The sequence below is a fragment of the Streptomyces sp. NPDC104313 genome, assembly GCF_055583985.1.
The window spans coordinates 1-22,758 of record NZ_JBVJMW010000023.1 but is presented as its reverse complement, the minus strand read 5'-3'; the positions used below and the strand labels follow the sequence as shown (position 1 = coordinate 22,758).

The 22,758-nt window shown below is 70.3% G+C and carries 19 protein-coding genes, 4 tRNA genes, 1 other RNA gene and 1 pseudogene; 12 read left to right on the top strand and 13 right to left on the bottom strand.

Annotated features, from left to right (window positions below):
• Window positions 1-13: 13 nt before the first annotated feature.
• From ACZ60Q_RS33795 to ACZ60Q_RS33760, 8 genes are all read left to right on the top strand, one after another.
• Window positions 14-349: a histone-like nucleoid-structuring protein Lsr2 gene (locus ACZ60Q_RS33795; RefSeq protein ID WP_469641391.1), complete on the top strand. Its 336-nt coding sequence runs from the start codon at window positions 14-16 to the stop codon at window positions 347-349.
• A 315-nt stretch (window positions 350-664) separates the two neighbouring features.
• Window positions 665-736, top strand: a tRNA-Gly gene (locus ACZ60Q_RS33790).
• Between the two features lie 79 nt (window positions 737-815).
• A tRNA-Gly gene (locus tag ACZ60Q_RS33785) sits at window positions 816-888 on the top strand.
• A gap of 151 nt (window positions 889-1,039) precedes the next feature.
• Window positions 1,040-2,065, top strand: coding sequence for an ABC transporter ATP-binding protein (locus ACZ60Q_RS33780; RefSeq protein WP_469641390.1), 1,026 nt, complete (start codon window positions 1,040-1,042; stop codon window positions 2,063-2,065).
• The gene (locus ACZ60Q_RS33775) at window positions 2,062-2,880 is read left to right on the top strand and encodes an ABC transporter permease (protein WP_469641389.1); all 819 of its coding nucleotides are present in this window, start codon (window positions 2,062-2,064) and stop codon (window positions 2,878-2,880) included. The genes ACZ60Q_RS33780 and ACZ60Q_RS33775 overlap by 4 nt, the downstream gene beginning before the upstream one ends.
• Window position 2,881: 1 nt before the next feature.
• On the top strand, window positions 2,882-4,228 hold the full coding sequence (locus ACZ60Q_RS33770; protein WP_469641388.1) for a sensor histidine kinase: 1,347 nt from the start codon (window positions 2,882-2,884) through the stop codon (window positions 4,226-4,228).
• The gene (locus tag ACZ60Q_RS33765; RefSeq protein ID WP_469641387.1) at window positions 4,225-4,845 is read left to right on the top strand and encodes a response regulator; all 621 of its coding nucleotides are present in this window, start codon (window positions 4,225-4,227) and stop codon (window positions 4,843-4,845) included. Before ACZ60Q_RS33770 ends, ACZ60Q_RS33765 begins: the two co-directional genes overlap by 4 nt.
• A 23-nt stretch (window positions 4,846-4,868) precedes the next feature.
• Window positions 4,869-4,941, top strand: a tRNA-Gly gene (locus tag ACZ60Q_RS33760).
• A gap of 73 nt (window positions 4,942-5,014) precedes the next feature.
• Here ACZ60Q_RS33760 and ACZ60Q_RS33755 read toward each other — a convergent pair.
• The 6 genes from ACZ60Q_RS33755 to ffs all read right to left on the bottom strand — a co-directional run bounded on the left by ACZ60Q_RS33755 (window position 5,015) and on the right by ffs (window position 13,866).
• Window positions 5,015-5,929, bottom strand: a complete 915-nt coding sequence (locus ACZ60Q_RS33755; protein WP_469641386.1) for a phosphoribosylaminoimidazolesuccinocarboxamide synthase — start codon at window positions 5,927-5,929, stop codon at window positions 5,015-5,017.
• Window positions 5,930-6,050: 121 nt separating this feature from the next.
• Window positions 6,051-7,505, bottom strand: coding sequence for a N,N-dimethylformamidase beta subunit family domain-containing protein (locus ACZ60Q_RS33750; protein ID WP_469641385.1), 1,455 nt, complete (start codon window positions 7,503-7,505; stop codon window positions 6,051-6,053).
• A 437-nt stretch (window positions 7,506-7,942) separates the two neighbouring features.
• The gene (locus tag ACZ60Q_RS33745; protein WP_469641384.1) at window positions 7,943-9,634 is read right to left on the bottom strand and encodes a M48 family metalloprotease; all 1,692 of its coding nucleotides are present in this window, start codon (window positions 9,632-9,634) and stop codon (window positions 7,943-7,945) included.
• A gap of 368 nt (window positions 9,635-10,002) precedes the next feature.
• A complete protein-coding gene (purD, locus tag ACZ60Q_RS33740; RefSeq protein WP_469641383.1) occupies window positions 10,003-11,253 on the bottom strand; it encodes a phosphoribosylamine--glycine ligase in 1,251 nt (416 codons plus the stop codon).
• A 147-nt stretch (window positions 11,254-11,400) separates the two neighbouring features.
• Complete coding sequence (locus ACZ60Q_RS33735; RefSeq protein WP_469641382.1) at window positions 11,401-13,644, bottom strand: DNA polymerase III subunit gamma and tau; 2,244 nt, start codon at window positions 13,642-13,644, stop codon at window positions 11,401-11,403.
• A 125-nt stretch (window positions 13,645-13,769) separates the two neighbouring features.
• Window positions 13,770-13,866: signal recognition particle sRNA small type (gene ffs, locus ACZ60Q_RS33730), an RNA gene on the bottom strand.
• A 145-nt stretch (window positions 13,867-14,011) separates the two neighbouring features.
• Here ffs and ACZ60Q_RS33725 point away from each other — a divergent pair.
• Window positions 14,012-14,099 (top strand) — tRNA-Ser (locus tag ACZ60Q_RS33725).
• Window positions 14,100-14,169: 70 nt separating this feature from the next.
• Here the strand turns inward: ACZ60Q_RS33725 and ACZ60Q_RS33720 are convergent.
• The 6 genes and pseudogenes from ACZ60Q_RS33720 to ACZ60Q_RS33695 form a co-directional block, all read right to left on the bottom strand.
• Window positions 14,170-14,416, bottom strand: a pseudogene (locus ACZ60Q_RS33720) (site-specific integrase); the annotation flags it as partial.
• 30 nt (window positions 14,417-14,446) lie between these two features.
• Window positions 14,447-15,034 carry a class IV adenylate cyclase gene (locus tag ACZ60Q_RS33715; RefSeq protein WP_469641381.1) on the bottom strand — a complete coding sequence of 196 codons (588 nt, stop codon included), beginning with the start codon at window positions 15,032-15,034 and terminating at the stop codon, window positions 14,447-14,449.
• A 20-nt stretch (window positions 15,035-15,054) separates the two neighbouring features.
• Window positions 15,055-15,708 carry an SAM-dependent methyltransferase gene (locus ACZ60Q_RS33710; protein ID WP_469641380.1) on the bottom strand — a complete coding sequence of 218 codons (654 nt, stop codon included), beginning with the start codon at window positions 15,706-15,708 and terminating at the stop codon, window positions 15,055-15,057.
• Window positions 15,626-16,267: a P-loop nucleotide/nucleoside kinase family protein gene (locus tag ACZ60Q_RS33705; RefSeq protein ID WP_469641379.1), complete on the bottom strand. Its 642-nt coding sequence runs from the start codon at window positions 16,265-16,267 to the stop codon at window positions 15,626-15,628. The genes ACZ60Q_RS33710 and ACZ60Q_RS33705 overlap by 83 nt, the downstream gene beginning before the upstream one ends.
• The gene (locus ACZ60Q_RS33700; protein ID WP_469641378.1) at window positions 16,260-17,162 is read right to left on the bottom strand and encodes a radical SAM protein; all 903 of its coding nucleotides are present in this window, start codon (window positions 17,160-17,162) and stop codon (window positions 16,260-16,262) included. Before ACZ60Q_RS33700 ends, ACZ60Q_RS33705 begins: the two co-directional genes overlap by 8 nt.
• A gap of 108 nt (window positions 17,163-17,270) precedes the next feature.
• Complete coding sequence (locus ACZ60Q_RS33695; RefSeq protein ID WP_469641377.1) at window positions 17,271-17,963, bottom strand: HAD family hydrolase; 693 nt, start codon at window positions 17,961-17,963, stop codon at window positions 17,271-17,273.
• Window positions 17,964-18,061: 98 nt separating this feature from the next.
• Between ACZ60Q_RS33695 and ACZ60Q_RS33690 the strand changes: the two genes are divergently transcribed.
• Both ACZ60Q_RS33690 and ACZ60Q_RS33685 read left to right on the top strand, forming a co-directional pair.
• Entirely contained in the window at window positions 18,062-18,835 is a 774-nt protein-coding gene (locus tag ACZ60Q_RS33690) for an XRE family transcriptional regulator (RefSeq protein WP_469641376.1), read from the top strand.
• Window positions 18,822-19,289: an NUDIX hydrolase gene (locus ACZ60Q_RS33685; protein ID WP_469641375.1), complete on the top strand. Its 468-nt coding sequence runs from the start codon at window positions 18,822-18,824 to the stop codon at window positions 19,287-19,289. Before ACZ60Q_RS33690 ends, ACZ60Q_RS33685 begins: the two co-directional genes overlap by 14 nt.
• Here the strand turns inward: ACZ60Q_RS33685 and ACZ60Q_RS33680 are convergent.
• Window positions 19,277-19,828 (bottom strand): HD domain-containing protein, encoded by a 552-nt coding sequence (locus tag ACZ60Q_RS33680; RefSeq protein ID WP_469641432.1) that lies wholly within the window; start codon window positions 19,826-19,828, stop codon window positions 19,277-19,279. The genes ACZ60Q_RS33685 and ACZ60Q_RS33680 overlap by 13 nt on opposite strands.
• 299 nt (window positions 19,829-20,127) lie before the next feature.
• Here ACZ60Q_RS33680 and ACZ60Q_RS33675 point away from each other — a divergent pair, with 299 nt between their 5' ends.
• On the top strand, window positions 20,128-22,272 hold the full coding sequence (locus ACZ60Q_RS33675; protein ID WP_469641374.1) for an AIPR family protein: 2,145 nt from the start codon (window positions 20,128-20,130) through the stop codon (window positions 22,270-22,272).
• Window positions 22,273-22,758 lie beyond the last annotated feature (486 nt).

Here is a 22,758-nt window from a genome sequence, read left to right as displayed (position 1 = left end):
AGGACCGATATCCGTGGCTCAGCGCGTAGTGGTGACGCTCTCCGACGACATCGACGGGGGAGCAGCGGCGGAAACGGTGACCTTCGCCCTGGACGGGAAGACGTACGAGATCGATCTCAATCCCGCCAACGCGAAGAAACTGCGGAAGACCCTGGCTCCTTACCTGGCCGCCGGTCGAAAGCAGACAAATGCCAGCAAGCATGGCAGGACGCCCACGACCTACCACCACACCTCCCTCGCCCCGGCCCCGGCGGCCGTCCGCGCCTGGGCCCGCTCGCACCGGATGGAGGTGCCGGCCCGGGGCCGCATCCCGAAGAAGGTCTACGAGGCGTTCGACGCGGCGAGTTGAGCCGCGGCGGTGCCGGCCGGCCGGGTCGCCGAGCTGTCGGCCGGCGGCGCCGGCCGGTTGAACCGCGGCGGCGCCGGGCCGGGCGGCCCGACCGACGGACAGGGCCGCCCGGGCGGCCCGTCGGGCCGATCCGCCGGGCGCCGGCGGGCCCGGGGCCGGACGCTCCGTCAGGCGGGCCCGGGTGCCCAGCAGGCCGGACCGGGGGCCCGTTCCGCGAGGCCCCCGGGGAGCCGACTTGCGCGACACCCCCGCAGGTCGGCTAGAGTCTGGAGCACGCCGAGGGGCGAGGCCGCAAAGCCGAATCCCACGCAGCGTGCGGGTGTAGTTCAGTAGTAGAACATCCCCCTTCCAGGGGGAAGGCGCAGTGTGCAATTCCTGTCACCCGCTCTGCACAACTCTTCGGACCACTTCGTTGGATCAGGTAGAGTGGTGCTCGCTCCACCGGTGAAAGCCGAGTGGCTGCACTGCGGACGTAGCTCAGTTGGTAGAGCGCAACCTTGCCAAGGTTGAGGTCGCCAGTTCGAACCTGGTCGTCCGCTCAGCATCAAAGGCCCTGACCTCCTCGGTCAGGGCCTTTGTCGTGCTCCCGCCCCGCCCCCTCTCCTCCTCTGCCGCCCTCATGACGTTTGTCATGAACAGTGGTGACAGCGCGCACTGCTCGCGGGCCGCTTCCGGGGAGACGCTCGGAGCATGACCAGCGACGACATGCTCAGTGACCACGCGGACGGTCCCGTGATCGAGGCGAACGGGGTCCGCCGACGTTACGTCGGCGGCTTCGAGGCCGTGTCCGGGATCTCCTTCTCCGTGGCCCGCGGCGAACTGTTCGCCCTGCTCGGGACGAACGGCGCGGGCAAGACCTCCACCGTGGAACTTCTGGAGGGCCTGGCGCCGCCGACCGACGGGACGGTACGGGTCCTCGGCCACGACCCGTACCGCGAACGCGCAGCCGTCCGCCCCCGTACCGGAGTGATGCTCCAGGAAGGCGGCTTCCCCTCCGACCTGACGGTCATGGAGACCGTGCGCATGTGGTCGGCCTGCACTACCGGCGCACGCCCGGCCGGCGAGGCCCTGGGGATGGTCGGCCTGACCGGCCGCGCGAACGTACGGGTCAAGCAGCTGTCCGGCGGCGAGAAGCGCCGCCTGGACCTGGCGCTCGCCCTGACGTCCCGGCCCGAGGTGCTCTTCCTCGACGAGCCGACGACCGGGCTGGACGCCGAGGGCCGGCGGGAGACCTGGGAGCTCGTCCGGGCGCTGCGGGACAACGGCACGACCGTGCTGCTGACCACCCACTATCTGGAGGAGGCCGAGGCGCTCGCGGACCGGCTGGCGATCATGCATCAGGGAAGGATCGTGACGACCGGGACCATCGCCGAGGTGACCGCTCAGCAGCCCGCCAGGATCCGGTTCGTGCTCCCCGAGGCTGTGCCGGCGGCGCGCCTCCCGCTCTCGCTGCGGGCCGCGGCGGAGGGGTCCCGGGTCGAGATCCGCACCCCCGCCCTCCAGGAGTCGCTGCACGAACTCCTTCAGTGGGCCCGGGAGTCCGGCGTACGGCTGCACGGCCTCGACGCCCGCTCCGCCTCCCTGGAAGAGGCGTTCCTCGACATCGCGAAGACCCAGCACGCGCCCCGGGACGAGGACCCGCGTCAGCTCCACGACCTCTCCACCCGATCCGGCGGAACGAAGAGCACGAAGAGCACGAAGAAGGTGACGGCATGACGACCACGACCCCCGTCCGCGACCGGACGCCCGCCTCCTCCCCCACGGGCGCGGCGGCCGTGGCCCGGCGGCTGACCGCCCTCGGCCGCGCCGAGCTGATCCTCCTGGTGCGCAACCGGACCGCGATCGTCGTGGCCCTGCTGCTGCCCCTCGTGATGATCTTCGCGATGCGGTCCTCGCTCGAACAGATCGACCTCGGCGGCACCGGGCTCACCGTCGCGGGCGCCACCCTGACCGGCGGCATCGGCATGGTGCTCGTCCAGGTCGTCTACATGAACCTCGTCTCCGCGTACGTCGCCCGGCGCGAGGAACTCGTCCTGAAGCGGCTGCGCACCGGCGAGATCTCCGACCGCGAGATCCTGATCGGCACCGCACTGCCGTCCGTCGCGCTGGCGCTCGCCCAGTGCGTGCTGCTGGTGGTGGCCGGCGCGATCGCCTTCGACCTGAGCGCACCGCACCGCCCCGACCTCCTGCTGGCCGGACTGCTGCTGGCCTTCGTGCTGATGTCCGCCCTGGCGGCGGCGACCGCCGTGATCACCCGGACAGTGCAGACCTCGCAGCTCACCACCCTGCCGCTGTTCTTCGTCTCGATGTTCGGCTCCGGGCTGTTCATCCCGCTGGCGGTGTTCCCGGACGAGCTGGCCTCCGTACTGGAGCTGCTGCCGATGACGGGCGTCATGACCCTCATCCGGCACGGCTGGCTCGGCGGGGTCGGGGGCGGTGACCTGTTCACGGCCGGGGTGACCGCGCTGGCCTGGACCGCTTTCGGCGTGTTTGCTGTGCGACGGTGGTTCCGCTGGGACCCGCGCGGCTGACATGAAGGGGCTGAGGGGCGTGATCGGTCGGGTACGGGGCTGGCGGCGCGGCTGGCACGAGCGCAGCAAACTTCAGCGCATCGACCTCTACACGCGGGTGACGCTCTGCTCGATCACCTGGTTCTTCGCGGTTTCCTGGGGGCTGCTGCCGCTCGGCGGGACCCTGGAGGAGGGACCGGTGGCGATGGCCCTGGGAGCGGCGTTCCTCGCCGCCAACATCACCCAGTCCGTGCTGAGCGGCCACAACCTGGCTCCGGCCTTCGACGACTACCGGGGCACGGAGCCGTTCCCTCCCAGGCGGTTGCGCCTGCCCGCCGCTCTCCAGGTGGTGATGACCGGCCTTCTGGTGGCACTCGCCGCGGTGGGAGGCGTGAAGGGCCAAGGGCTCGTGCTGCTGGTGCTGGACCTGCCCGTGGCCTTCGCCATCCCGTACGTCATGCTCGTCCCGGTCCGGAAGTTCCTGCTCCACTTCGCCGCCTTCTCGGTGGCGGTCGTGGCGCTCCTGGCGGCCGTGGGAGTGCCGGGCGGGCTGCTGCTCGGGGCGGTCGTCTCGCTGGTCGTCGTCATCCTGCTGGTGCTCCTCTCGGCCCGGCCGAGCGTCTGGAGCCTGTCCGTGATGTGGCAGGCGGAGGAGGCGCGGGACATGCAGGCCCGGCTGGCGGTGGCGGAGGAGCGGCTGCGGTTCGGCCGGGACATGCACGACGTGCTGGGCCGGAACCTGTCGGTGATCGCCCTGAAGAGCGAGCTGGCCGTGGAGCTGGCCCAGCGCGGGAACCCTGCGGCGATGGAACAGATGGTCGAGGTGCAGCGGATCGCCCGCGCCTCCCAGCAGGAGGTCCGCGATGTCGTACGCGGCTACCGGGAGGCCGACCTGCCCACCGAACTCATGGGTGCTCAGGGCGTGTTGCAGGCCGCCGGAATCACCTGCACCGTCGAGGGAGCGGACGGACCGGCCGGCATCGGAGCTCCCGCCGCCGTCCAGGCCGCGCTCGGCTGGGTGGTGCGCGAGACCGCGACGAACGTCCTGCGCCACGGTGACCCGCGCCACTGCTGGATCCGGCTCGCACGAACGCGGGACGCGGTGGTCCTGGAGGTCGAGAACGACGGGGCCGGCGCCACCCGACCGCTCGGCGGCACGGACGACGACGGCGGTGGTTCGGGCCTGGCCGGGCTGCGGGTACGGCTCGGCGCGCTCGGCGGATCGCTCACCGCCGGAGCCACCGGCGACGATCTCTTCCGGGTGACGGCGACGGTACCGCTCACGGCGCCCCGCCCGGATGCGAACGGCCACCTCGCACCGTCCCCCGAGCCTTCCGCCGCACCTGCCGCCCTCCCGGAGGAACGATGACCACCGCGCAGCCCCTGCGGGTCCTGCTGGCCGACGACGAGCACCTGATCCGGGGCGCGCTGGCCGCGCTGCTCGCCCTGGAGGAGGACCTCGTCGTGGTCGCGGAGGCGGCGAGCGGCCCCGAGGCCCTGGCGATGGCCTTGGCGCACCGGCCCGACGTCGCCGTCCTGGACCTCCAGATGCCGGGCGCGGACGGTGTGAAGGTCGCCACATCGCTGCGGGCCGAGCTGCCCCACTGCCGCACCATGATCGTGACCAGCCACGGCCGCCCCGGGCACCTCAAACGGGCCCTGGCAGCCGGCGTACGGGGGTTCGTGCCGAAGACGGTCAGCGCCAGGCGGCTGGCGGAGATCATCCGTACCGTCCACGCCGGGAACCGTTACGTGGATCCCGAGTTGGCGGCCGACGCCATCTCCGCCGGGGACTCCCCACTGACGGCCAGGGAGGCCGAGGTGCTCGAACTGGCGGCGGACGGGGCTCCGGTCACGGAGATCGCGGAGCGGGCCTCCCTGTCCCAGGGGACCGTACGCAACTACCTGTCGTCGGCCGCCACCAAGATCGGTGCGGAGAACCGGCATACGGCGGTGCGTCTCGCACGCGAGCGGGGTTGGGTATAGTAGGCGTCGCGCTTCGGCGCACTGCGGACGTAGCTCAGTTGGTAGAGCGCAACCTTGCCAAGGTTGAGGTCGCCAGTTCGAACCTGGTCGTCCGCTCCGGATACGCGGAAGCCCCGGTCCTCCCGGACCGGGGCTTTCGCGTATCCGCTTCCCGCTTACCCGTTTCCCGCTACGCCCAGTTGGTGCCGGTCAGCACCTCGTACGCCTCGATGTACTTGGCGCGGGTCGCCGCCACGATCTCCTGCGGCAGCGCCGGGGGCGGCTGCTCGCTCGCCCGGTCCCAGCCGGAGGCCGGCGAGGTCAGCCAGTCGCGTACGAACTGCTTGTCGTAGCTGGGCTGCACCCGGCCGGGCTCCCAGGTGGCGGCGGGCCAGAAGCGCGAGGAGTCCGGGGTCAGCACCTCGTCGGCGATGATCAGCCGCTCGGTCCCGTCCTCGGTGGTCCCGAAGCCGAACTCGAACTTGGTGTCGGCCAGGATGATCCCGCGCCCGTGGGCGACGTCCCGGGCCCGGCGGTAGACGTCGAGCGTCGTGCGCCGCAGCTCGGCGGCCGTCTCCGCGCCGAGCTCGCGGGCGATGTCCTCGTAGCTGACGTTCTCGTCGTGGTCGCCGACGGCCGCTTTGGTGGCCGGGGTGAAGATCGGGCCGGGCAGCTCGGAGCCGTTGACCAGGCCCTCGGGGAGGGCGATGCCGCAGACCGTACGGGTGGCGTCGTACTCGACGAGCCCGGAGCCGGTCAGATAGCCGCGGGCCACGCACTCGACCTCGACCATCCGCAGCGACTCGCAGATGAGGGTGCGGCCCGCCCAGTCGGCCGGGGCACCCGGGGGCAGCTCGGTGGAGATGACGTGGTTGGGCACCAGGTCGGCGAGCTGGTCGAACCACCAGAGCGAGAGCCGGGTGAGGACGCGGCCCTTGTCGGGGATCTCGGTGGGCAGGACCCAGTCGTACGCGGAGACACGGTCGCTGGCGACCATGACGAGGTCGCCCGCCTCGTTCCGGTACAGGTCACGCACCTTGCCGGTGTGCAGGTGGGTGAGGCCCGGAACCTGTACGGGCTCGGGCTTTTCTACAAAACCGGACACGGTGCCTCCGCGTAGATTGATCCAGGAGCGGTTCCGATTGTCCCGTATCCGCGGCCCGGTTCTCGCCCGGGGCCCGGGGCCCGGTGGCCTGGGCCCGGTCGCGGGTTTCCGAGGACCCGGGTCAGTCCCGTTTGCAGATCCGGTCGAGGAGGTTGGCCGTGGCCCGTTGGATCCGGGGGTCGGTGTGCCCGGGGCGGTCCAGGGCCGGGGACCAGGCGAAGGTGCCGGAGGCGAAGACGAGCGCGCCGGAGGGGGCCTGGTAGAGCGAGGTCTCCTGGTGCCGGGTGGCGCCCTCGGAGTCCTCGTACGGGGAGTGGGCGAGCAGGATCCGGTTGTCGTGCTCGGGCAGGCTGGTGCGCGGGAAGTAGCGGTCGGCCTCACCGGCGACCAGGCCCGGGATCTCGTCACCCTCGACCGCGTCCGTGGCGTCCCAGAGCCAGTGCTCGGCGTTGCGCACGACGAGCGGGCGTGGATCGGGCACCCGGCCCGCGTACTGGATGCCGAGGAGCTGCTGCTCGGGCCGGTCCACCTCGCGCCACAGGGAGGACTTACCGGGTCCCCGGCGCTTGCGGCAGGTCAGCAGCCGGTCCGCCTCACCGGAGGCCGACGGGGCGAGGCCCACCTGCCAGTACATGGTGTTGGCGGAGAGGAAGACGAGCGAGGTGCCGGAGTCCCGGGCACGCTCGGCGGCCCGGCGCATCGGCAGCGTCCAGTACTCGTCGTGGCCGGGGAAGACCAGGCCCCGGTAGCGGCTGGGGTCGACGCGGCCCGCGTGCAGATCGCGGGCGTCGGCGTAGGCGAGGTCGTAGCCGTACCGCTCGGCCCAGCGGATGAAGTCGTACGCGTGTCCCACGTGCAGTGGCAGGCCGGCCCCGGCGTACGGGCGGTCGAAGGAGATCGTGACGGCGGCGTCCTCCTCGCCGAGCAGCCGCCCCCGCTCGTCCCACGCGTGGTAGAGGCTGGCGCCGGTGCGGCCGTCCTCCGGGTAGAGGTTGTACGCCTGCCAGGTGATGTCGGGCAGCAGGAGCAACAGGTCGGCGGGGTGGTCGTGGCGCACGGTGAAGGGGATGTGCGAGCGGTAGCCGTCGGCGGTGGTCAGGACGGCCACGTACGCGCCGACCGACCAGTAGCTCGGGATCTGGAGCCGCCAGGACATCCACCAGTGGTGGCAGGAGACGGTCCGGTCGGCGGCGAGCGGCGGCGGCTGGACGATGCCGGCGAGCCGCGGGCTCGTGGTGATCTTGGCCGCGCCGTCGCCACCGTAATGACCGATCCGGTAGACGTCGACGGAGAACTGCTGGGGCGGGTCCACGGTGATGTGGAAGTCGATGGCCTCGCCGGGAGCTGCCGCGCCGGGCGAGACGAAGCCCTTGATCTGGCGGTGCACGTCGTCGGCGGTACGGGTGCCGCCGCCGCTGGAGCGGGCGAGGTCGGCGTACCAGGGAACCACGTGGCCGGTGTCGTCGAAGTAGTTCTCGCTGCCGCGCAGCCAGGGCAGCGGGCCCTGGCCGAAAGGATCGCTCACCGCGTGCGCGAGGGCGCCCGACTCCCACCGGCGAATCTGCTCCGCCCCCATGCCGCGCCCCTCCCTCGGATCCTCCGGACAGCTCTGGAGGATCCCCCGGACAACTCTGGTGCGCCGAATGTCAGCGCTGATCCCCAGCACATCACATAACGCACGCGGTTCGTCACCCTTCGTCGCGAATTGGCGGCATCGGAGATGGACTGGGCCCCGTCGGTGAGCCCAGCTGAACCTCGTCGTCGTACCGGCGCGGTACCGGCGCGGTACCGGCGCGACCCTGGCTTCGGGCCGGTCGGAACGTGTCGCCAGGGCCGGTCGGAACGTGTCGCCGAGCCGGTGGGAACGTGTCACCCGGCCGGTGGGACCATGTCGCCGGGCCGGTGGGACCGTGTCACCCGGCCGGTGGGACCGTGTCGCCCGGCGGTCGGACCGTGTCGCCCGGCGGTGGGACCGTGTCGCCAGGCCGGTCGGACTGCGCCGGGCCCTGTGGCTCAGACCAGCCGGACCGGCTTGTCGGAGCGCACTCCCACCTCGGCGAGCCAGGAAAGCAGCGGGTCCGGGTCGCCGTCCTCGACGAGGCTGAGGACCGGGGTCGCGAAGTCCGCCCGGCGCTCGCCGCCGACGAGCAGGGCGGGGCCGTCCAGCCAGTCCAGGCCGGGGGCCGCGCCCGCCGTGTCCACGGCCGCGCAGCAGACCATGGCCGCGACGTGGTCGGCGAGCAGCTCGGTGCCCGTACGCGGCGGCTGGAGCGGGAAGAGGGGCAGCGGTCCCGGCCCCCAGAGGTCGAGGGGGTCATCGGCCGCGCCGGCCCCCGGACCGCCGTGACCCGGGCCGCCGTGCTGCGGACCGCCGTGACCTGGGGCCTCGGCCTCCTCACGGGCGACCGCCGCGCCGATGCCCGCGGCGAGCTCCTCGCCCGGACCACCGGGTCCGCCGGAACCGGACAGATGCTCCATCACCCGGGCCAGGGTGGGGACGGCCGGGTCGGCGGCGGAGGCCCGGGGGACGCCCAGGGTGTCCAGGACCCGGTGCAGCCGCGCCGCTTCCGTACGCCATTTGCGGTCGACGACCTCGTCGGGATACTGCTGCCAGTCCACCGGCGTCCAGCCCGGACCGCTCTCGGCGGGGCCGCCGTGGAAGAGCCGGGCCGCGAGCAGGGACGCCGCCTCGTCGGCCACCCCGGGCTCCTCCAGCAGGTCGCAGGCGGGCCGCTCGCCGAGGCGCAGGGCGAAGCCCTCGGCCAGCCGGTCCCGGCGGGACAGCTCGGTGAGCGCGGAGACGACCCCGGCGTCCAGCCGGGAGGGCCAGCGGCCCATCCGCCAGGCGGGCAGCGCCACCCGGGTCAGCAGCCGGTCCCAGCCGGCATAGGCGAGGCCGACCTGTTCCTGGGCGGAGATCCGCAGCCCGTGGTCGACCGTCCGGGCGCGCATGGACGCGGCCGTCGCCACACAGCGCTCCATCTCGGCGGCATGGTCCCGGCAGGCCCGCAGCAGCATCCGGGAGACCCAGCCGACGAAGGCGAGCGGCGCCCCGCGCACCGCGCCCCGGCCGGGGGCGGCGGCATCGGCGATCGAGGCGTCCAGGCCGCGTACGAAGCGGCGGGCGGCGGCTATGTCGGGGTGCACGGACGGGCCGGTGCCCGCCACCACGGGGGCGAGGACCGCGCGGAGCTCGGCAACCCGCATCCACCACAGGAACGGCGAGCCGATGACCAGGACGGGTGCGGCGTCCCCGGCCTCCGCCGCGGCCCCCGCGCCCTTCCGGAGCGCGCGGTGCGTCCGGTCCTCCAGCCAGCTGTCGCAGTCCGGGGTCAGCGCTATGGCCGAGGGCGCGGGCACGTCGAGCCGGTCGGCCAGGTCCCGGACCAGGCGGTAGAGGTCGGGGGCCCCTTTCTCCGGCACGGGGACGGTCGGACTCGTGGCGGGCCGCGCGCGGGCCACCGAGACGGCGACCAGGACGGTCACCAGCAGCACGACGACCGCGACGCCGAGGACCGTCCAGCGCACGGCGTCCCAGGCCGGACCGGACAGGTGGCCCTGCGCGCCCGCCGCGAACAGCACGACGGCGACGGCCGCGGGCAGGATCGCCACGGCCAGTGCCCTGCTGCGGATCCGCAGCAGGGAGAGCGCTCGGGCCTGTGCGGCCCGCGCACCCAGCTCCTCACCCACATCGATACCGGACACGGCCGGACGTCACCCCCTCTGCCCCGCGACGGTGTTGCTCACTCCCCCACTGTGGCACCCGTCACCGACATCGCAATGCCGGTGGGCCAAGTGCCCGAACGCTTGCGCCGCACCCTAGTTGGGGCTCCGGCAGCCGTCATCCGGATGGCCCAGTCGTCACCCGATGGAATGGCTTTGGGTAAAGCTGCTGACGTGTTCGCCTTCATGGGCAAGCGCCCCGGCCGGCCGGCTCTCCTGGGCGCGGGCAGGGGGCAGCCCCTCGCGCCTGCCGCGTACGCCGGTGGCGTACGGGGGCGGGCGGGCGCGAGGGGCTGCGGGGCCTGCGTGTCTGCGGGGCCCGGCGGTCTGGCGGCCCGGCTCTGCGGGCCTCAGTCCTGCGAGGCCTTCAGGGCGATGTCCGTACGGTGCTGGGAGCCGTCCAGGCGGATCCGGCCGAGCGCGGTGTAGGCACGCTCCCGGGCCGCCGTGAGGTCCTTGCCGGTCGCGGTCACCGAGAGGACGCGGCCACCCGCGCTGAGCACCGCGTCGCCCTCGGCGCGGGTCCCGGCGTGCAGGACGTACGCGTCGGGGGCATCCTGCGCCGCGACGTCCGCGAGCCCGTCGATCGGGTCGCCGGTGCGCGGGGTGTCCGGGTAGTTGTGCGAGGCGATGACCACGGTGACCGCGGCGTCGTCGCGCCAGTTCAGCGGCGGGAGGGCGTCGAGGGTTCCGTTGGCGGAGGCGAGCAGGACACCGGCCAGCGGGGTCTTCAGCCGGGCCAGCACGACCTGGGTCTCCGGGTCGCCGAAGCGGGCGTTGAACTCGATGACCCGCACGCCGCGCGAGGTGATCGCGAGGCCCGCGTAGAGCAGCCCGGAGAAGGGCGTGCCCCGTCGGCGCAGCTCGTCGACGGTCGGCTGGAGCACGGTCCGGAGGACCTCGTCGACCAGCTTGGGGTCCGCCCACGGGAGCGGGGAGTAGGCGCCCATGCCGCCGGTGTTCGGGCCCTCGTCGCCGTCGAGGGCCCGCTTGAAGTCCTGGGCGGGCTGGAGCGGGAGGACCGTGGTGCCGTCGGTGATCGCGAAAAGGCTGACCTCGGGGCCGTCGAGGAACTCCTCGATGACCACGCGGTCACAGGACAGCGCGTGGGCGCGGGCCGCGACCAGGTCCTCGGTGACGACGACGCCCTTGCCGGCCGCGAGGCCGTCGTCCTTGACGACGTACGGGGCGCCGAAGGCGTCGAGGGCCTTGTCGATCTCCGCGGGGGTGGTGCAGACGTAGCTGCGGGCGGTGGGAACGCCGGCGCCGGCCATGACGTCCTTGGCGAACGCCTTGGAGCCTTCCAGCTGCGCGGCTTCGCCGGAGGGGCCGAAACAGGGGATGCCGGCCGCGCGCACGGCGTCGGCGACCCCGGCGACGAGCGGCGCCTCCGGGCCGACGACCACCAGCCCGGCGCCCAGCCCGGTCGCGAGGCGTGCGACGGCGTCGCCGTCGAGCGCGTCGACCGGGTGCAGTTCGGCCACCTCTGCGATGCCGGCGTTGCCGGGGGCGCAGTACAGAGCGGTGACATCGGGGTCGAGGGACAGAGAGCGGCACAGGGCGTGTTCGCGGGCGCCGCCGCCGATGACGAGGACCTTCACGTGGTGCAGCCTAGCCGCCGGGCGCGGGGAGCCCCGACGGCCGCCGGTCCGTGGACAGGTGGCCTCACGTTCCCGCCGTCACCGCGTCACTGCTCGTCACCGCTGGTCGTCGCCGCTGGTCGTCACCGCGGTCGTCACCGCTCGTCGTCACTGCTCGTTGGTGAACTCCTCGACGACCGTGGCGCCCAGCTCGCGGACGATCAACTCGTGGCCGGAGAGGGCGGAGTCGACGAGATCCGGATCATCCGCCTCCGGGGTGTCGTCCTCGGGGGCGACGGATCGCGGCGGCTCCGCCCCGTACGAACGGTGGGAGGTCTCGGGGGCGGGCGCGGCCTCCCGGCCCTGCGGCGGCGCGGAGGAAGGCTGCGGCGCCTGCTGCTGCCCCTGCGGCGGGGGCTCGGACTGCCGCGGGGCGGAGTGCTGGGGCCGGGGCTCGTACGCGACCGGGGCGGCGGGGGCTGCCGGGGCGGGCTGGTACTGGGGTGCGGGGCGCCCGGCGCCCGCGCCGAGCCCCGGGGGCGTCCCGCCGCCACCGGAGGTGTCGATGACCGCTTCGATGCGCCACTGGGCGTTGAACCGTTCGGCGAGGGCCTGCTTCAGCACCTCCTCGCTGCCGCTGCTGGCGAAGTTGTCGCGGGCGCCGGCGTTGAGGAAGCCGAGCTGGAGCGTCGTCCCGTCGAACCCGGCGACCTGGGCGTTCTGGCTGAGCAGGATCCAGGTGAAACGTCGGCGGTTCTTGACCGCCTCCAGGATGTCCGGCCACATGTTCCGCACCTGGGCGGCGCCCTGGGCCATGCTCTGACCGCCCTCGGGCCCGGCCGGGGCGACGGGGGCCGCCGGAGCGGCGGCGGGCGGCGGGGTGACGGCGGGGGCCGGGCCGCTGCCGGGGGCGGACGCGGTGGGCCAGCCGCCGGGGCGACGGGCCTGGTCCCCGTCGGCCGAGACGGGCCAGGACCCGGACCTCTGGGCGGGCTCGGGGGCCTGCGGGACAGCCGGGTGGGCCTCTGCGGGAGCCTGCGGGGCGGGCTCGGCGGCGGGCGGCGCGTAGGCGGGGGGCATCGCGGGTGCGGGAGCGGCGGGCGGCGCCTCGCCCCATGCGGCGGCACGGGGCGCGTCCGGACCCGCGGCCTGGGGGGCGTGGGCCTGGGGGGCGTGAGCGTCGGGGCCCGGTGCGTACCCCATCGCCGCCGCGGCGGCGGGCGGGACGGCGAACCCGGCGGCAGCGGCGGCCGAGGCCCCGCGCTCCAGCCGGTCGAGGCGGGCCTGCAGCGACCGCTCGTCGTCGTAGGCGGCGGGCAGCAGGACCCGGGCGCAGATCAGCTCCACCTGGAGCCGCGGTGAGGTGGCCCCACGCATCTCCGTGAGCCCGTCGTTGACCAGGTCGGCGGCGCGGCTCAGCTCGGCGGCGCCGAAGACGGAGGCCTGGGCCTGCATGTGCTCCACCACATCGGCGGGTGCGTCGATGAGGCCCTTCTCCCCGGCGTCGGGCACCGCGGCGAGGATCACCAGGTCGCGGAGCCGCTCCAGCAGGTCCGCGACGAACCGACGCGGATCGTTGCCGCCCTCGATGACCCGGTCCACGACCTCGAAGGCGGCGGCCCCGTCGCCGGCGGCGAAGGCGTCGACGATCGAGTCGAGCAGCGAGCCGTCGGTGTACCCGAGGAGCGAGGTGGCCATGGCATAGGTCACACCGTCGTCGCCCGCACCGGCCAGCAGCTGGTCCATGACGGACATCGAGTCACGCACGGACCCGGCCCCGGCGCGCACGACGAGCGGGAGGACGCCGTCCTCGACGAAGCTGTTCTCCCGCTCGCAGACATCGGCGAGATAGCTGCGCAGGGTCCCCGGAGGCACCAGCCGGAACGGGTAGTGGTGTGTACGTGACCGGATCGTCCCGATGACCTTCTCGGGCTCGGTCGTCGCGAAGATGAACTTGAGGTGCTCCGGCGGCTCCTCGACCACCTTCAGCAGGGCGTTGAAGCCCGCCGGGGTGACCATGTGCGCCTCGTCGATGATGTAGATCTTGTAACGACTGGAGGCGGGCCCGAAGAACGCCTTCTCCCGCAGATCACGGGCGTCGTCCACACCACCGTGCGAGGCGGCGTCGATCTCGATCACATCGATGGACCCCGGCCCGTTGCGTGCGAGGTCCTGGCAGGACTGGCACGCTCCGCACGGGGTCGGCGTGGGCCCCTGCTCGCAGTTCAGACAGCGGGCGAGGATGCGCGCGCTGGTCGTCTTTCCACAGCCGCGCGGCCCACTGAACAGGTACGCGTGATTGACCCGGTTGTTCCGCAGGGCCTGCTGGAGCGGGTCAGTGACATGCTCCTGACCGATGACCTCGGCGAACGACTCGGGGCGGTAGCGGCGGTACAGCGCAAGGGACGACACACCTACGAGGTTATCGGGGCCGACCGACAACCGGCCCCACACCGCCCGAGCCACCTCACCCTCAGGCCTGCGCACAGCGCCCGGGGCAGCCCGGGGCCGCTCCCGGCGACAACGCCCCCGGAAACGCAAAGGACCCCCCACGCACCCGCCAGAGCCGACCTACCCTTGCTGCCTTCCGGCCCTGGGGGAGTTCAGTCAGATAGCGCCACGTGAGGGGCTGCTGCCCACCTTAGCGGATCCCCACCCCCTCCGGTCCACCCACCCTCCCCCCGCCGAACGACAGCCGAACCACGCCTCGGGCCGCCTCCGGACGATCTTCGGCGAACGTGTTCGCGAGCACCCTCCAACGTCTTGTATTGTTTGCGGCGGAGGATTCGCCTAGTGGCCTAGGGCGCACGCTTGGAAAGCGTGTTGGGGGCAACCCCTCACGAGTTCGAATCTCGTATCCTCCGCCATTGCTCTCACCGGGCAATACGTCGAAGGCCCCCGCAGCTTGCTGCGGGGGCCTTCGACGTATTCGTAGTCTCAACAAGATTCTTCGGATCCCTCCGCACCACTGTCGTCATCGTCGTTGGCCACTTCCCGGATGAGTCCCCGGCCGCTGCGTATCGTCGGTGAGGATGCCGCCCGTCACGTGCTGGCACCGGGCCGCCATCGCCGTGGACGACCAGCCCATGATCTGCGTCACGACCCACTCGGGTACACCGAGGATGAACAGAACCGTTGCCGCAGCGCGCCGGGCACCGTGCAGGCGCCTGTCCCGGACCTCCGCCAGTTCGACGAACACGCTCGGTCCTCAAGATCACTCGCTCGGTACAACCGCCCCGGTCTGCTCCTGCTTGTCGGCGTCGGCGAAGAGGAGCGTGGGTTCGGCGAGGATGTCCCTGCCGGCTTCGCTCTTGTAGATCTCGTCGACGCTGCCGAATCGCGCCTCGGTGTAGTCGAGGTCGAGCAAGGCGGCTGCCTGGCGGACCGATGCCTCGTCGGGTCCCTCGATCTCGACGAAGGTGGGGAGGTCCGGCCAGGTGTCGAAGTCGAAGGCGACTTCGCCCAGGCGCCACTCCTCGCGGTAGTTCTCCTGGTAGCGCACCTCGCGCAGGCCGACGTTGCGGAGGATCTCGGCCATGGCGTGCAGGTCGGACACCTCGGTCTCGATCTCGGTGGTGCCGTCGATCGTCGTGGAGTCGGTGACCTGCTTCAGCGTGAGCGTGGAGCGGGTGGCCTCGTCCCTCAGACGGACCCAGGCGCCGCCTCCGAGGGCGTCGTTCTCGAAGATCTTCCGGGTGAGGAGGGTGCGCGGAAATGCCTGGACGGCTCCGAGCGCTGTCAGCTTGGCCTGGAGGCCGTCGACGTCGACAGCGAGGAACTTCGCCTCGTACTCGTGCTTCATAGGTCCTTCTTCCCGTAGCTCTAGGAGGGGGTGGACGCACGGGCGGCGAGGAGGAGGCCCATGCGGTGGGTGTGGTCCTGCAGCTGTCCGACGTGCGCCTGCTCGGTGAACTCGTTGGTCCGCAGGGTGAGCAGGACGTCCCAGTCGCCGATGAAGTAACGCCGGAGCTTCTCGGGGGATGTGTAGTGCTCCAGCACGTGGTGGCGTTGTGTGAGGGGCATCATGAACTCCGCGCCGAACAGACCGCCGGGCCGGACCACGCGCTGCATGCGGTGGACGAACTCGCCCAACGGCCGGTGGTGGTTGGCACTGTAATGCCACGAGCAGCTCGTCCAGACAGCATCACGGGGGGCGGTGACGGGGTCGGAGGCGAGGAAGTCCTCCTCCACGACCTGGACACGGTCGTCAAGCCCTTCCTGCTTCAGCCGCTCGATCATGCCCGTCGCGTGACCGGTTCTGCCACCCGGAAGTTGGACCTCGCCGCCGTGGAGGGCGAGTGGGTCGCGCTCGATGGCGATGACTCGGTAGCCGGCCGCGGCCAGGGGCACGACGAGTCTGCCGTCGCTCGCGCCGATGACCGTCACGGTGGAGTCAGGCTCCGTACGCTCCTTCAGCGCGGCGAGGAACTGAGGGAAGAAGGTGAGGGTGTGCCGCCACATGCTGGGTGTCTGCACTGGCTTGCTCTCCTTGCGGGTGGGTGCTCAGGACGGCTTGGAGTACCTCGTCAGGGGTGAGACCGGTGGTGTTCACGCGGTGCATCGGGAACGAGGCGTAGGCGTCGGTGATCTTGTCTGCGGTGATCTCGGCGAGGGCGTCCCACCGTGATACGGGCTTGTCGCGCCTGGTGAGTCGGCGCTGCCGCTCGTCCTCCGCGCAGACGAGGTAGTGGGTGATGGGACGAGGGAGGCCCGGCGGCAGGGATATGGAGAGGTTGGCTCCGAAAGCGCGGTGGTTGGCCAGGCAGCGTGCGAAGTAGCTTTCGACGACGACCGGGGTGCCGGCGGACAGGTACCGCTGGATCTGATCGGTGGCGGTGAACAGGGCCGAGAGGTAGAAGCACATGCGTGCCTCTGTGTTTCCCAGCCGGTCGACCTCTTGCCGCTGTGCCTGGTAGGTGGGCGGCACGGTCGGGACCAGTACCGCGCCACGGGCTGCCGCGAGCATGGGGGCCAGGGTGGATTTACCGGTGCCGCGGAGCCCTTCGACGCTCTCGAACGACGCCGGGTCAGACACGTCCGTACACCACGTCCGGCACCGCGAGCGTGAGCTCGTCGGTGGCGGACGGCCGGTGGTCGATGTGGCCGGCGAGCTTGTCGTACCAGAAGGCGTGCGAGTCCTTGCCGACAGCCTTGCAGGACATGGTGAGCGCGCCGCGCGGGTCGGCCTCGATCCGCTCGATCTCCACAGGGCCCCCCGCAGGGAGGCAGGCGACCGGCGCACCGAGCTCGGACAGGTCCTCGTCGAGGATCACCTCGATGTCCAGCTCGGCCGAGGCCAGGCGCTCCCGCAGACGGCTGTAGGCCGTGGCGTCGTTGACGAGGAGCTCGGGGTGATCCGCTGCGTTGCCGACCGGCCGGAGGCAGTGGAGTTTCAGCTGCTCCACCCCGTAGTGCTGCAGTGTGCGTGCGAGCGGCAGGACCTCATCGATGTTGCGTGAGGTGACCGTCATGGTCGCGCCGGCGCGGACGTCGAGCTGCTGCGCGATTTCGAGGGCGCTCAGGGCACTGCGGTAGCTTCCGAACTTGCGGATCTTGTCGTTGGTTGTGCCGATGCCCTCCAGTGATACCCGGAGCAGGTCCAGGTCGGGAGCGATCTCAGCCAGCCGGCGCTCGATCCGGTAGCCGTTGGTGCAGATCTCGACCTGCATGCCCAGGTCCCGCTTGGCGTACCGGACGACCTGGGCGAGGTCTCGGTAGACGAACGGCTCGCCGCCCAGCAGGGTGACGGCCTCGGTGCCGTACTCGTCGCGCATCAGCGTGAGGAGGTTGACCGCCTCGTCCATGGTGAAGGCGTCGGCGTGCTGGAGCCGCTTGCCGTGGAAGCAGTGCAGGCATTCGAAGTTGCAACGGTAGAGCAACTGCAGGTACAGCATCCGGATCCTGCGGATCCCGGTGACTTCGCTGATCACGAGGGTCTCCTTCGAGGCGCTTGCCTGGTGGGAGACCTGATATTGGCGGGACAGGCACGGACCTCGTCACCGCGTATCGGGACGCTCCGAGGACGTCCTGGGACGTTTTCAGCGTGCGGAGAGCGCCTCCAGAATCCCGAGAACACGGCCGGTGTCCGCCAGATCGGGCAGGACCGTCCGAGCACCGGCGCCTGCCAGCTCTTCGGTGCTGTGGACGCCGGAGGCGACCGCGATGATCTCGGAGCCCGTGGCGAGTGCGGCCTCCACGTCCCTCGGGGTGTCTCCGACCAGCACGACGGGCACACCATCCTGGGCGCCCCGCAGCCGCTGGGCACGCTCCCGAGCCACAGCGACCAGGCCGGGGCGCTGAAGGGCGTCGGCCCCGTAAGCGCCCACCGACAGATCGAGGAGGGGATCAAGGCCGAAGGCCGCGACCTTCACGCGAGCGTTGTCCGCGATATTGCCGGTGAGCACCGACGACACCCAACTGCGTCGCACGGAGACCTCCTTCAGGACTTCCCGCACGCCGGGCAGGGCTGTCCCCCGGCGGCTCAGGTCCTGGAGACGCGCCTCACCTGCGCCGGACAGCGCCCCCTCGATAACGGTCCAGTCCGGCTCGGCCAGGCCGTTCCGCTCGAACATGTCGCGCATGATCAGCCGGTCCGTACGCCCTTCCGTCCGCGCCGGACCCGCGGGCGCCCTTCCCGCCAGGGCCGTGAAGGCGGCGGCGTAGATCTCCTTGCTGACCCCGGCGTTCTCGATGAGGGTGTGGTCGATGTCCCACAGGACGATGAGCTCCATGCATCCAGCGTAAATACAGCGGACATGGCCCCCTCCTTCTGTGGAACGTCCCGAAACGTCCTTGCCGCTCCTGACCTGTCTCGGCTTGTATGGCATCTGTGAACGAGCGATTGCACTCCGTGCTCGCCCAGCGCGGCATCCCACCTGAATCACTCGCCGAAGTCTGCGAGGTGGACCCCAAGACCGTTGGCCGGTGGCTTGGCGGGCGCGTTCCCCATCCTCGCCACCGCTTCCGCGTCGCCAAGCACTTACGGGTCGAAGAACTGTTTCTCTGGCCCGCACCGGCGCCGACCACGCCGCAGCAACTCGCAGGGGCAGGGCAGGAGCTGGTCGGGACCTACCAGAACCGGGCGAGCGTCCCGCGAGACACATGGCTGTCGCTGCTCAACGGCGCCCAGGAGCAGATCAGCGTCCTCGTCTTCTCCGGCACCTTCTTCGCCCAGTCCAACCCGCACGTCGCCAAGATGCTCGCCGAGCGCGCGTCAACCGGGGTGCGAGTGCGGCTCTGCTTCGGCGACTCGAAGGGCCGGGCCGCAGCAATCCGGGGCCACGAAGAAGGAATCGGCGACACACTCGCCGCCAAAATCCGCGCCTCCCTCACCTACTACCGGCCCCTGTTGTCCGAGGCCGGCTGCGAGGTGAGGCTGCACGACACCACGCTCTACACCTCCATGTTCCGGTACGACGATGATCTTCTGATCAACCCGCACGTCTGGGGCCAGCCCGCCAGCGCCAACCCCCTCCTCCATCTCCGCAGAGCAGACACCGCAGGCTGGTTCGACAACTACGCTCAGAGTTTCGAAGCTGTCTGGGCCGCCGCACGGCCCTGGACACCAGACCAGGAGGGCCCCTCGCCACATGGGCAGGACTGAGTACTACAACGACCCCAAGGCCCCCAAGGCGAACACCCTCATCCCCGCCAACAACCTGCTCGTCGTCGACGACAACGGCGCCATACTCCTCCAACGCCGCAGGGACACCGGCCAATGGGCCCTGCCGGGCGGCGCACAGGACATCGGCGAGACCGCGGCGCAGTGCGCGGTGCGGGAATGCCTGGAAGAGACCGGCATCATCGCCGAGGTCACGGGCTTCCTGGGGGTCTACACGAACCCGAACCACATCGTGGCCTACACCGACGGCGAGATCCGCCAGCAGTACGAGAACACCTACATCGGGCGACCGGTGGGCGGCGAGCCCACGATCAACGACGAAGCCGACGGCGTCCGCTACGTCCAGCCCAGCCACCTGGACCAGTACGACATCCACCCCAGCATGCGCCAGCAGATCGGCGACTACCTGGCCGGCGCATACCCCTACCTGGGCTGAGCCGCCAGCGCCGCCTCCACCCGACTCACAGCCGCGAGGATGTCCGGCGAAGCGCGACGGATGAACCGCCCCACCGGGCCGCCAGATTCGTACCGGTTGGCGATCTCGGCCAGGCGAGCATCGGTCGAAGTGACTGTGCCATCCGGTGTGGTTGTCATGTCGCAGTAGACAAGCGCATCCACAAGCAGAGCCTCATCTAACAACGGGAACTCGCGCTCCAGCACCTCCATCAACCCGCGCTCCTCGGCTTCCAGCAACGCGAACGAATGGTTCGCCACCAAGCGCACCAATCGCTCATCAGCACCATGCTCGTCTCGGAGAAACCGCGCCCCGTCTAGCGGGTGAAAGCCGGTTTCCGCCAGCCGGGGCGCGTAGCCCACGTCATGCAGCACTGCTGCAGAAAACAACAGCTCAGCGTTCCCTGCCAGGGCCGGGCCGAGCCCGGCGGCACGCGCCGCCACGCCCTGCGAATGCGCCCACCGTCGGGGAAGCACCTCGCTGAGCTCGTTCTCGGCTACCCGCCTCGCCCATGCCAACATCGCTTCTTCCACGGCCCGTTCGATGCCCAAAAGGGGCCAAAATCATTCCATGCCCGGCGTCCCTCAGTGCGCAATCGGTTAGGTGCTGTCAGCAGCAGCGCAGGGGCGGGCGAACTCGCCAAGCGGTTCGTCCATCAGCTTGTCAAGGATCGTGTCGTAGTGGAACGCGCGGCCGTGAAGTACAGCAGTCCGCCCCTCAGCCCCGGAACTGCTACGCACTGCAGGCTTCACCACCATGCTCTGCATCACCTGGGTACGCTGGGTGGTCAGAGTGAGACCAGGGGAGTAGTGGGGCGGGGATGAGGAAGAGCACGCAGGCGATGCCGCTGGAGGTTCGGCAGATTCGTGAGGCCCTACTGAGGGAGTTCACTGACCGGATTTCCATGGACGACTTCGAGAAGAAGGATCCTACGGAGCGGGAAACCGCTCTCTTATCCCGGGCCGTCTCGGCGAGGGCAGCTCGCATTCTGACCGACTGCACCTCAGACGAGGCAGCCGCTGGGGTAATCGATGGCAGAGCCGACTTCGGCATCGACTCCGTGGCCTTCTCCGCTTCCGGAACGGAACTCTGGCTAATCCAGGCTAAATGGAAGAACTCGGGGACAGCAGGCTTCGACACTGAGGCGGCACTCAAGCTAATCCACGGCCTTAAGAAGCTCGATAACCGGGACTTCGACCACTTCAATGAACGCCTGCGACTGCTCGGGGACCGGGTGCACGGCGTCCTCAAACTGCCCACCTGTAAAGTGCACCTAGTCGTCGCATTGATGGGGGACGGCCAGATTTCACCGGAGACACGCAACATCCTGGATGAGGCAGCCCGTGAATTCGGGGGACTCGGCCGTACTGTCGAATACCGAGTGGTGGACCAGGCTGACTTCCACCGGGCTATTCGGGAAGAGCTGGAGCCAGAGCCCATCAGTGTGACCGCGAAGATGACCGAGGGCTGGCACGACCGCGAGACCCCTTACAAGGCCATCGTTGGTGAGGTGAGCGCCGCAGAGCTCGCCCGGTGGTACGCAGACAACGGCGAGCGCCTCTATGACCGTAACGTCCGCAAGTCGCTCGGGCTCACGGGAGTCAACAAGACTTTGGTCGACAGCATGTTGGAGGACCCTGACGGCTTCCTCTACCGCCACAACGGCATCACGGTGCAGTGCGACACCATCGAACGGGAATTCTTTGCGAAGCGGGCGACCGGAGCACCCATCTCCCTGACTCTCCGCAACGCGAGCGTCGTGAACGGTGCACAGACCGTCACCTCAGCCAACCGAGCCTTCGAGAAGGACCCGGACGCGGTGACAGAAGCCTACGTCTCCGTGCGGATTGTCTCCGTAGAGGGGACGCCTGAGGGGTTCGCACAAAGTGTCACCAAAGCCACCAACACCCAGAACCACATGGAGCGCCGGGACTTTATCGCTATTGATCCGGTGCAGAGCGAGATCCAGAAGGACTTCAAGCTCTCACTCGACAAAGAGTACGTCTTCCGGCGTGGAGAAATGGACCCGGCTCCCGAGTCTGGCTGCTCGGTTACCGAGGCAGCCACCGCTCTCGCCTGTGCGTATCGGGACCCCACCTTCGCGGTACGGGTAAAAGGGTCGACCGAGGCTCTGTGGAAGGAAGGCGCTGACGGCGCCTACACCCGCCTATTCGGGCAACAGGCAAGCGCCTACCAGATCTGGCGTTCCGTACAGGTCCTGCGAGAAATTCGGAACGAGCTCACGAAACTCCGGTCGGCGCTATCAGGAAGGGCGGCGTCCATCGCGGACAGTGGGGCGCTACTGGCGGCCCATGTGGTGTTCCAGCGAATCGGCAGCGAGGTGATTGAAGAACCCGACAGCGATTGGGACACGATTCTGCAGGGCGTGCCTGACCAGGTACAACGCGTCCTGGCCGGCCTGATCGGCATGGTTGACAAACTCTTCACCAGCAAGAGCTACATCACGAGTACCTTTGCCAGCGAGGAGAAGTCCAGACAGCTTGTCCAGGCGGTCTTGCTGACGCTCGACGCAGGGAGCGATACCCCTGACCTCTCGGCGTTTGTGATGGCAGCCAGCAAGAAGCGTGCGAAGCGGCCCCCGACCATTCATCTCCTCGTGGACCACGACCTCATCCCCGATGGCACGCCGCTGGCCTACGCGCCCAGTGACACCGAAGAGCGGGCCATCGGCGCCTGGCTCGACCAGGACCCGCGCCGACGGCGGGGCACCTGGCTCAACGACCGCAAAGCGCCGATCCTCTGGGAGGCTGATGGCCGACGCTACTCGCCGAGTGGGCTGGTGAATCGCATCTGGCAGCAAGCCGAATGGCGGGAACAGTGGAGTGCTGTCCAGGGACCCAAGCAGTGGAAAATTCCCGGAGAGGGGACACTGGTGGAGATTGCGGAACGGTTGTGGCGGCGGCTGGACACGGAGCAGGAGCCGACAGAACACGACCAGCCCTAAGTTCGAGCGCCCCCGGGGCGAGACCGTCTGGGCCAAGAGCGCTCGCCCCAGATGCTCTTGCCCGTGGTGTAGGAACCATCTCCCTTGCACGTCTACGCCCTCTGCGTCGGCAGCTTGAGGAGGAGTTGAGAGCCCTCATCACGGCCGTCCGTCCCGATGTCTATGCCGTCTTCAGGGCATGGCGCGGCGTGGCCCGCGTCCCGGTCTCAGTTCTGGTCTCATTCACCGCCGTCCACCAGGGTTCACACCCCAGCCCAGGTCTGGATATTCCGCAAGTCAGGGCGTTCCCACCCACCCCCGAACACGCTTCCTACGACGTCCAGTCGCTCCAGGAATAGCTTCCCCAGCGCAGGTTCGATCCTCTTGCCCACACGGTCCTCACAACTCTCAGTGAACCGTTCCGGGTTCGGTAGAGACTTCAGATTGTGGTTGTGACCTGGGGTTTCGTGGTTGTGAGGTAGTAGTTGGTTTCGTATTCGGCGGGTG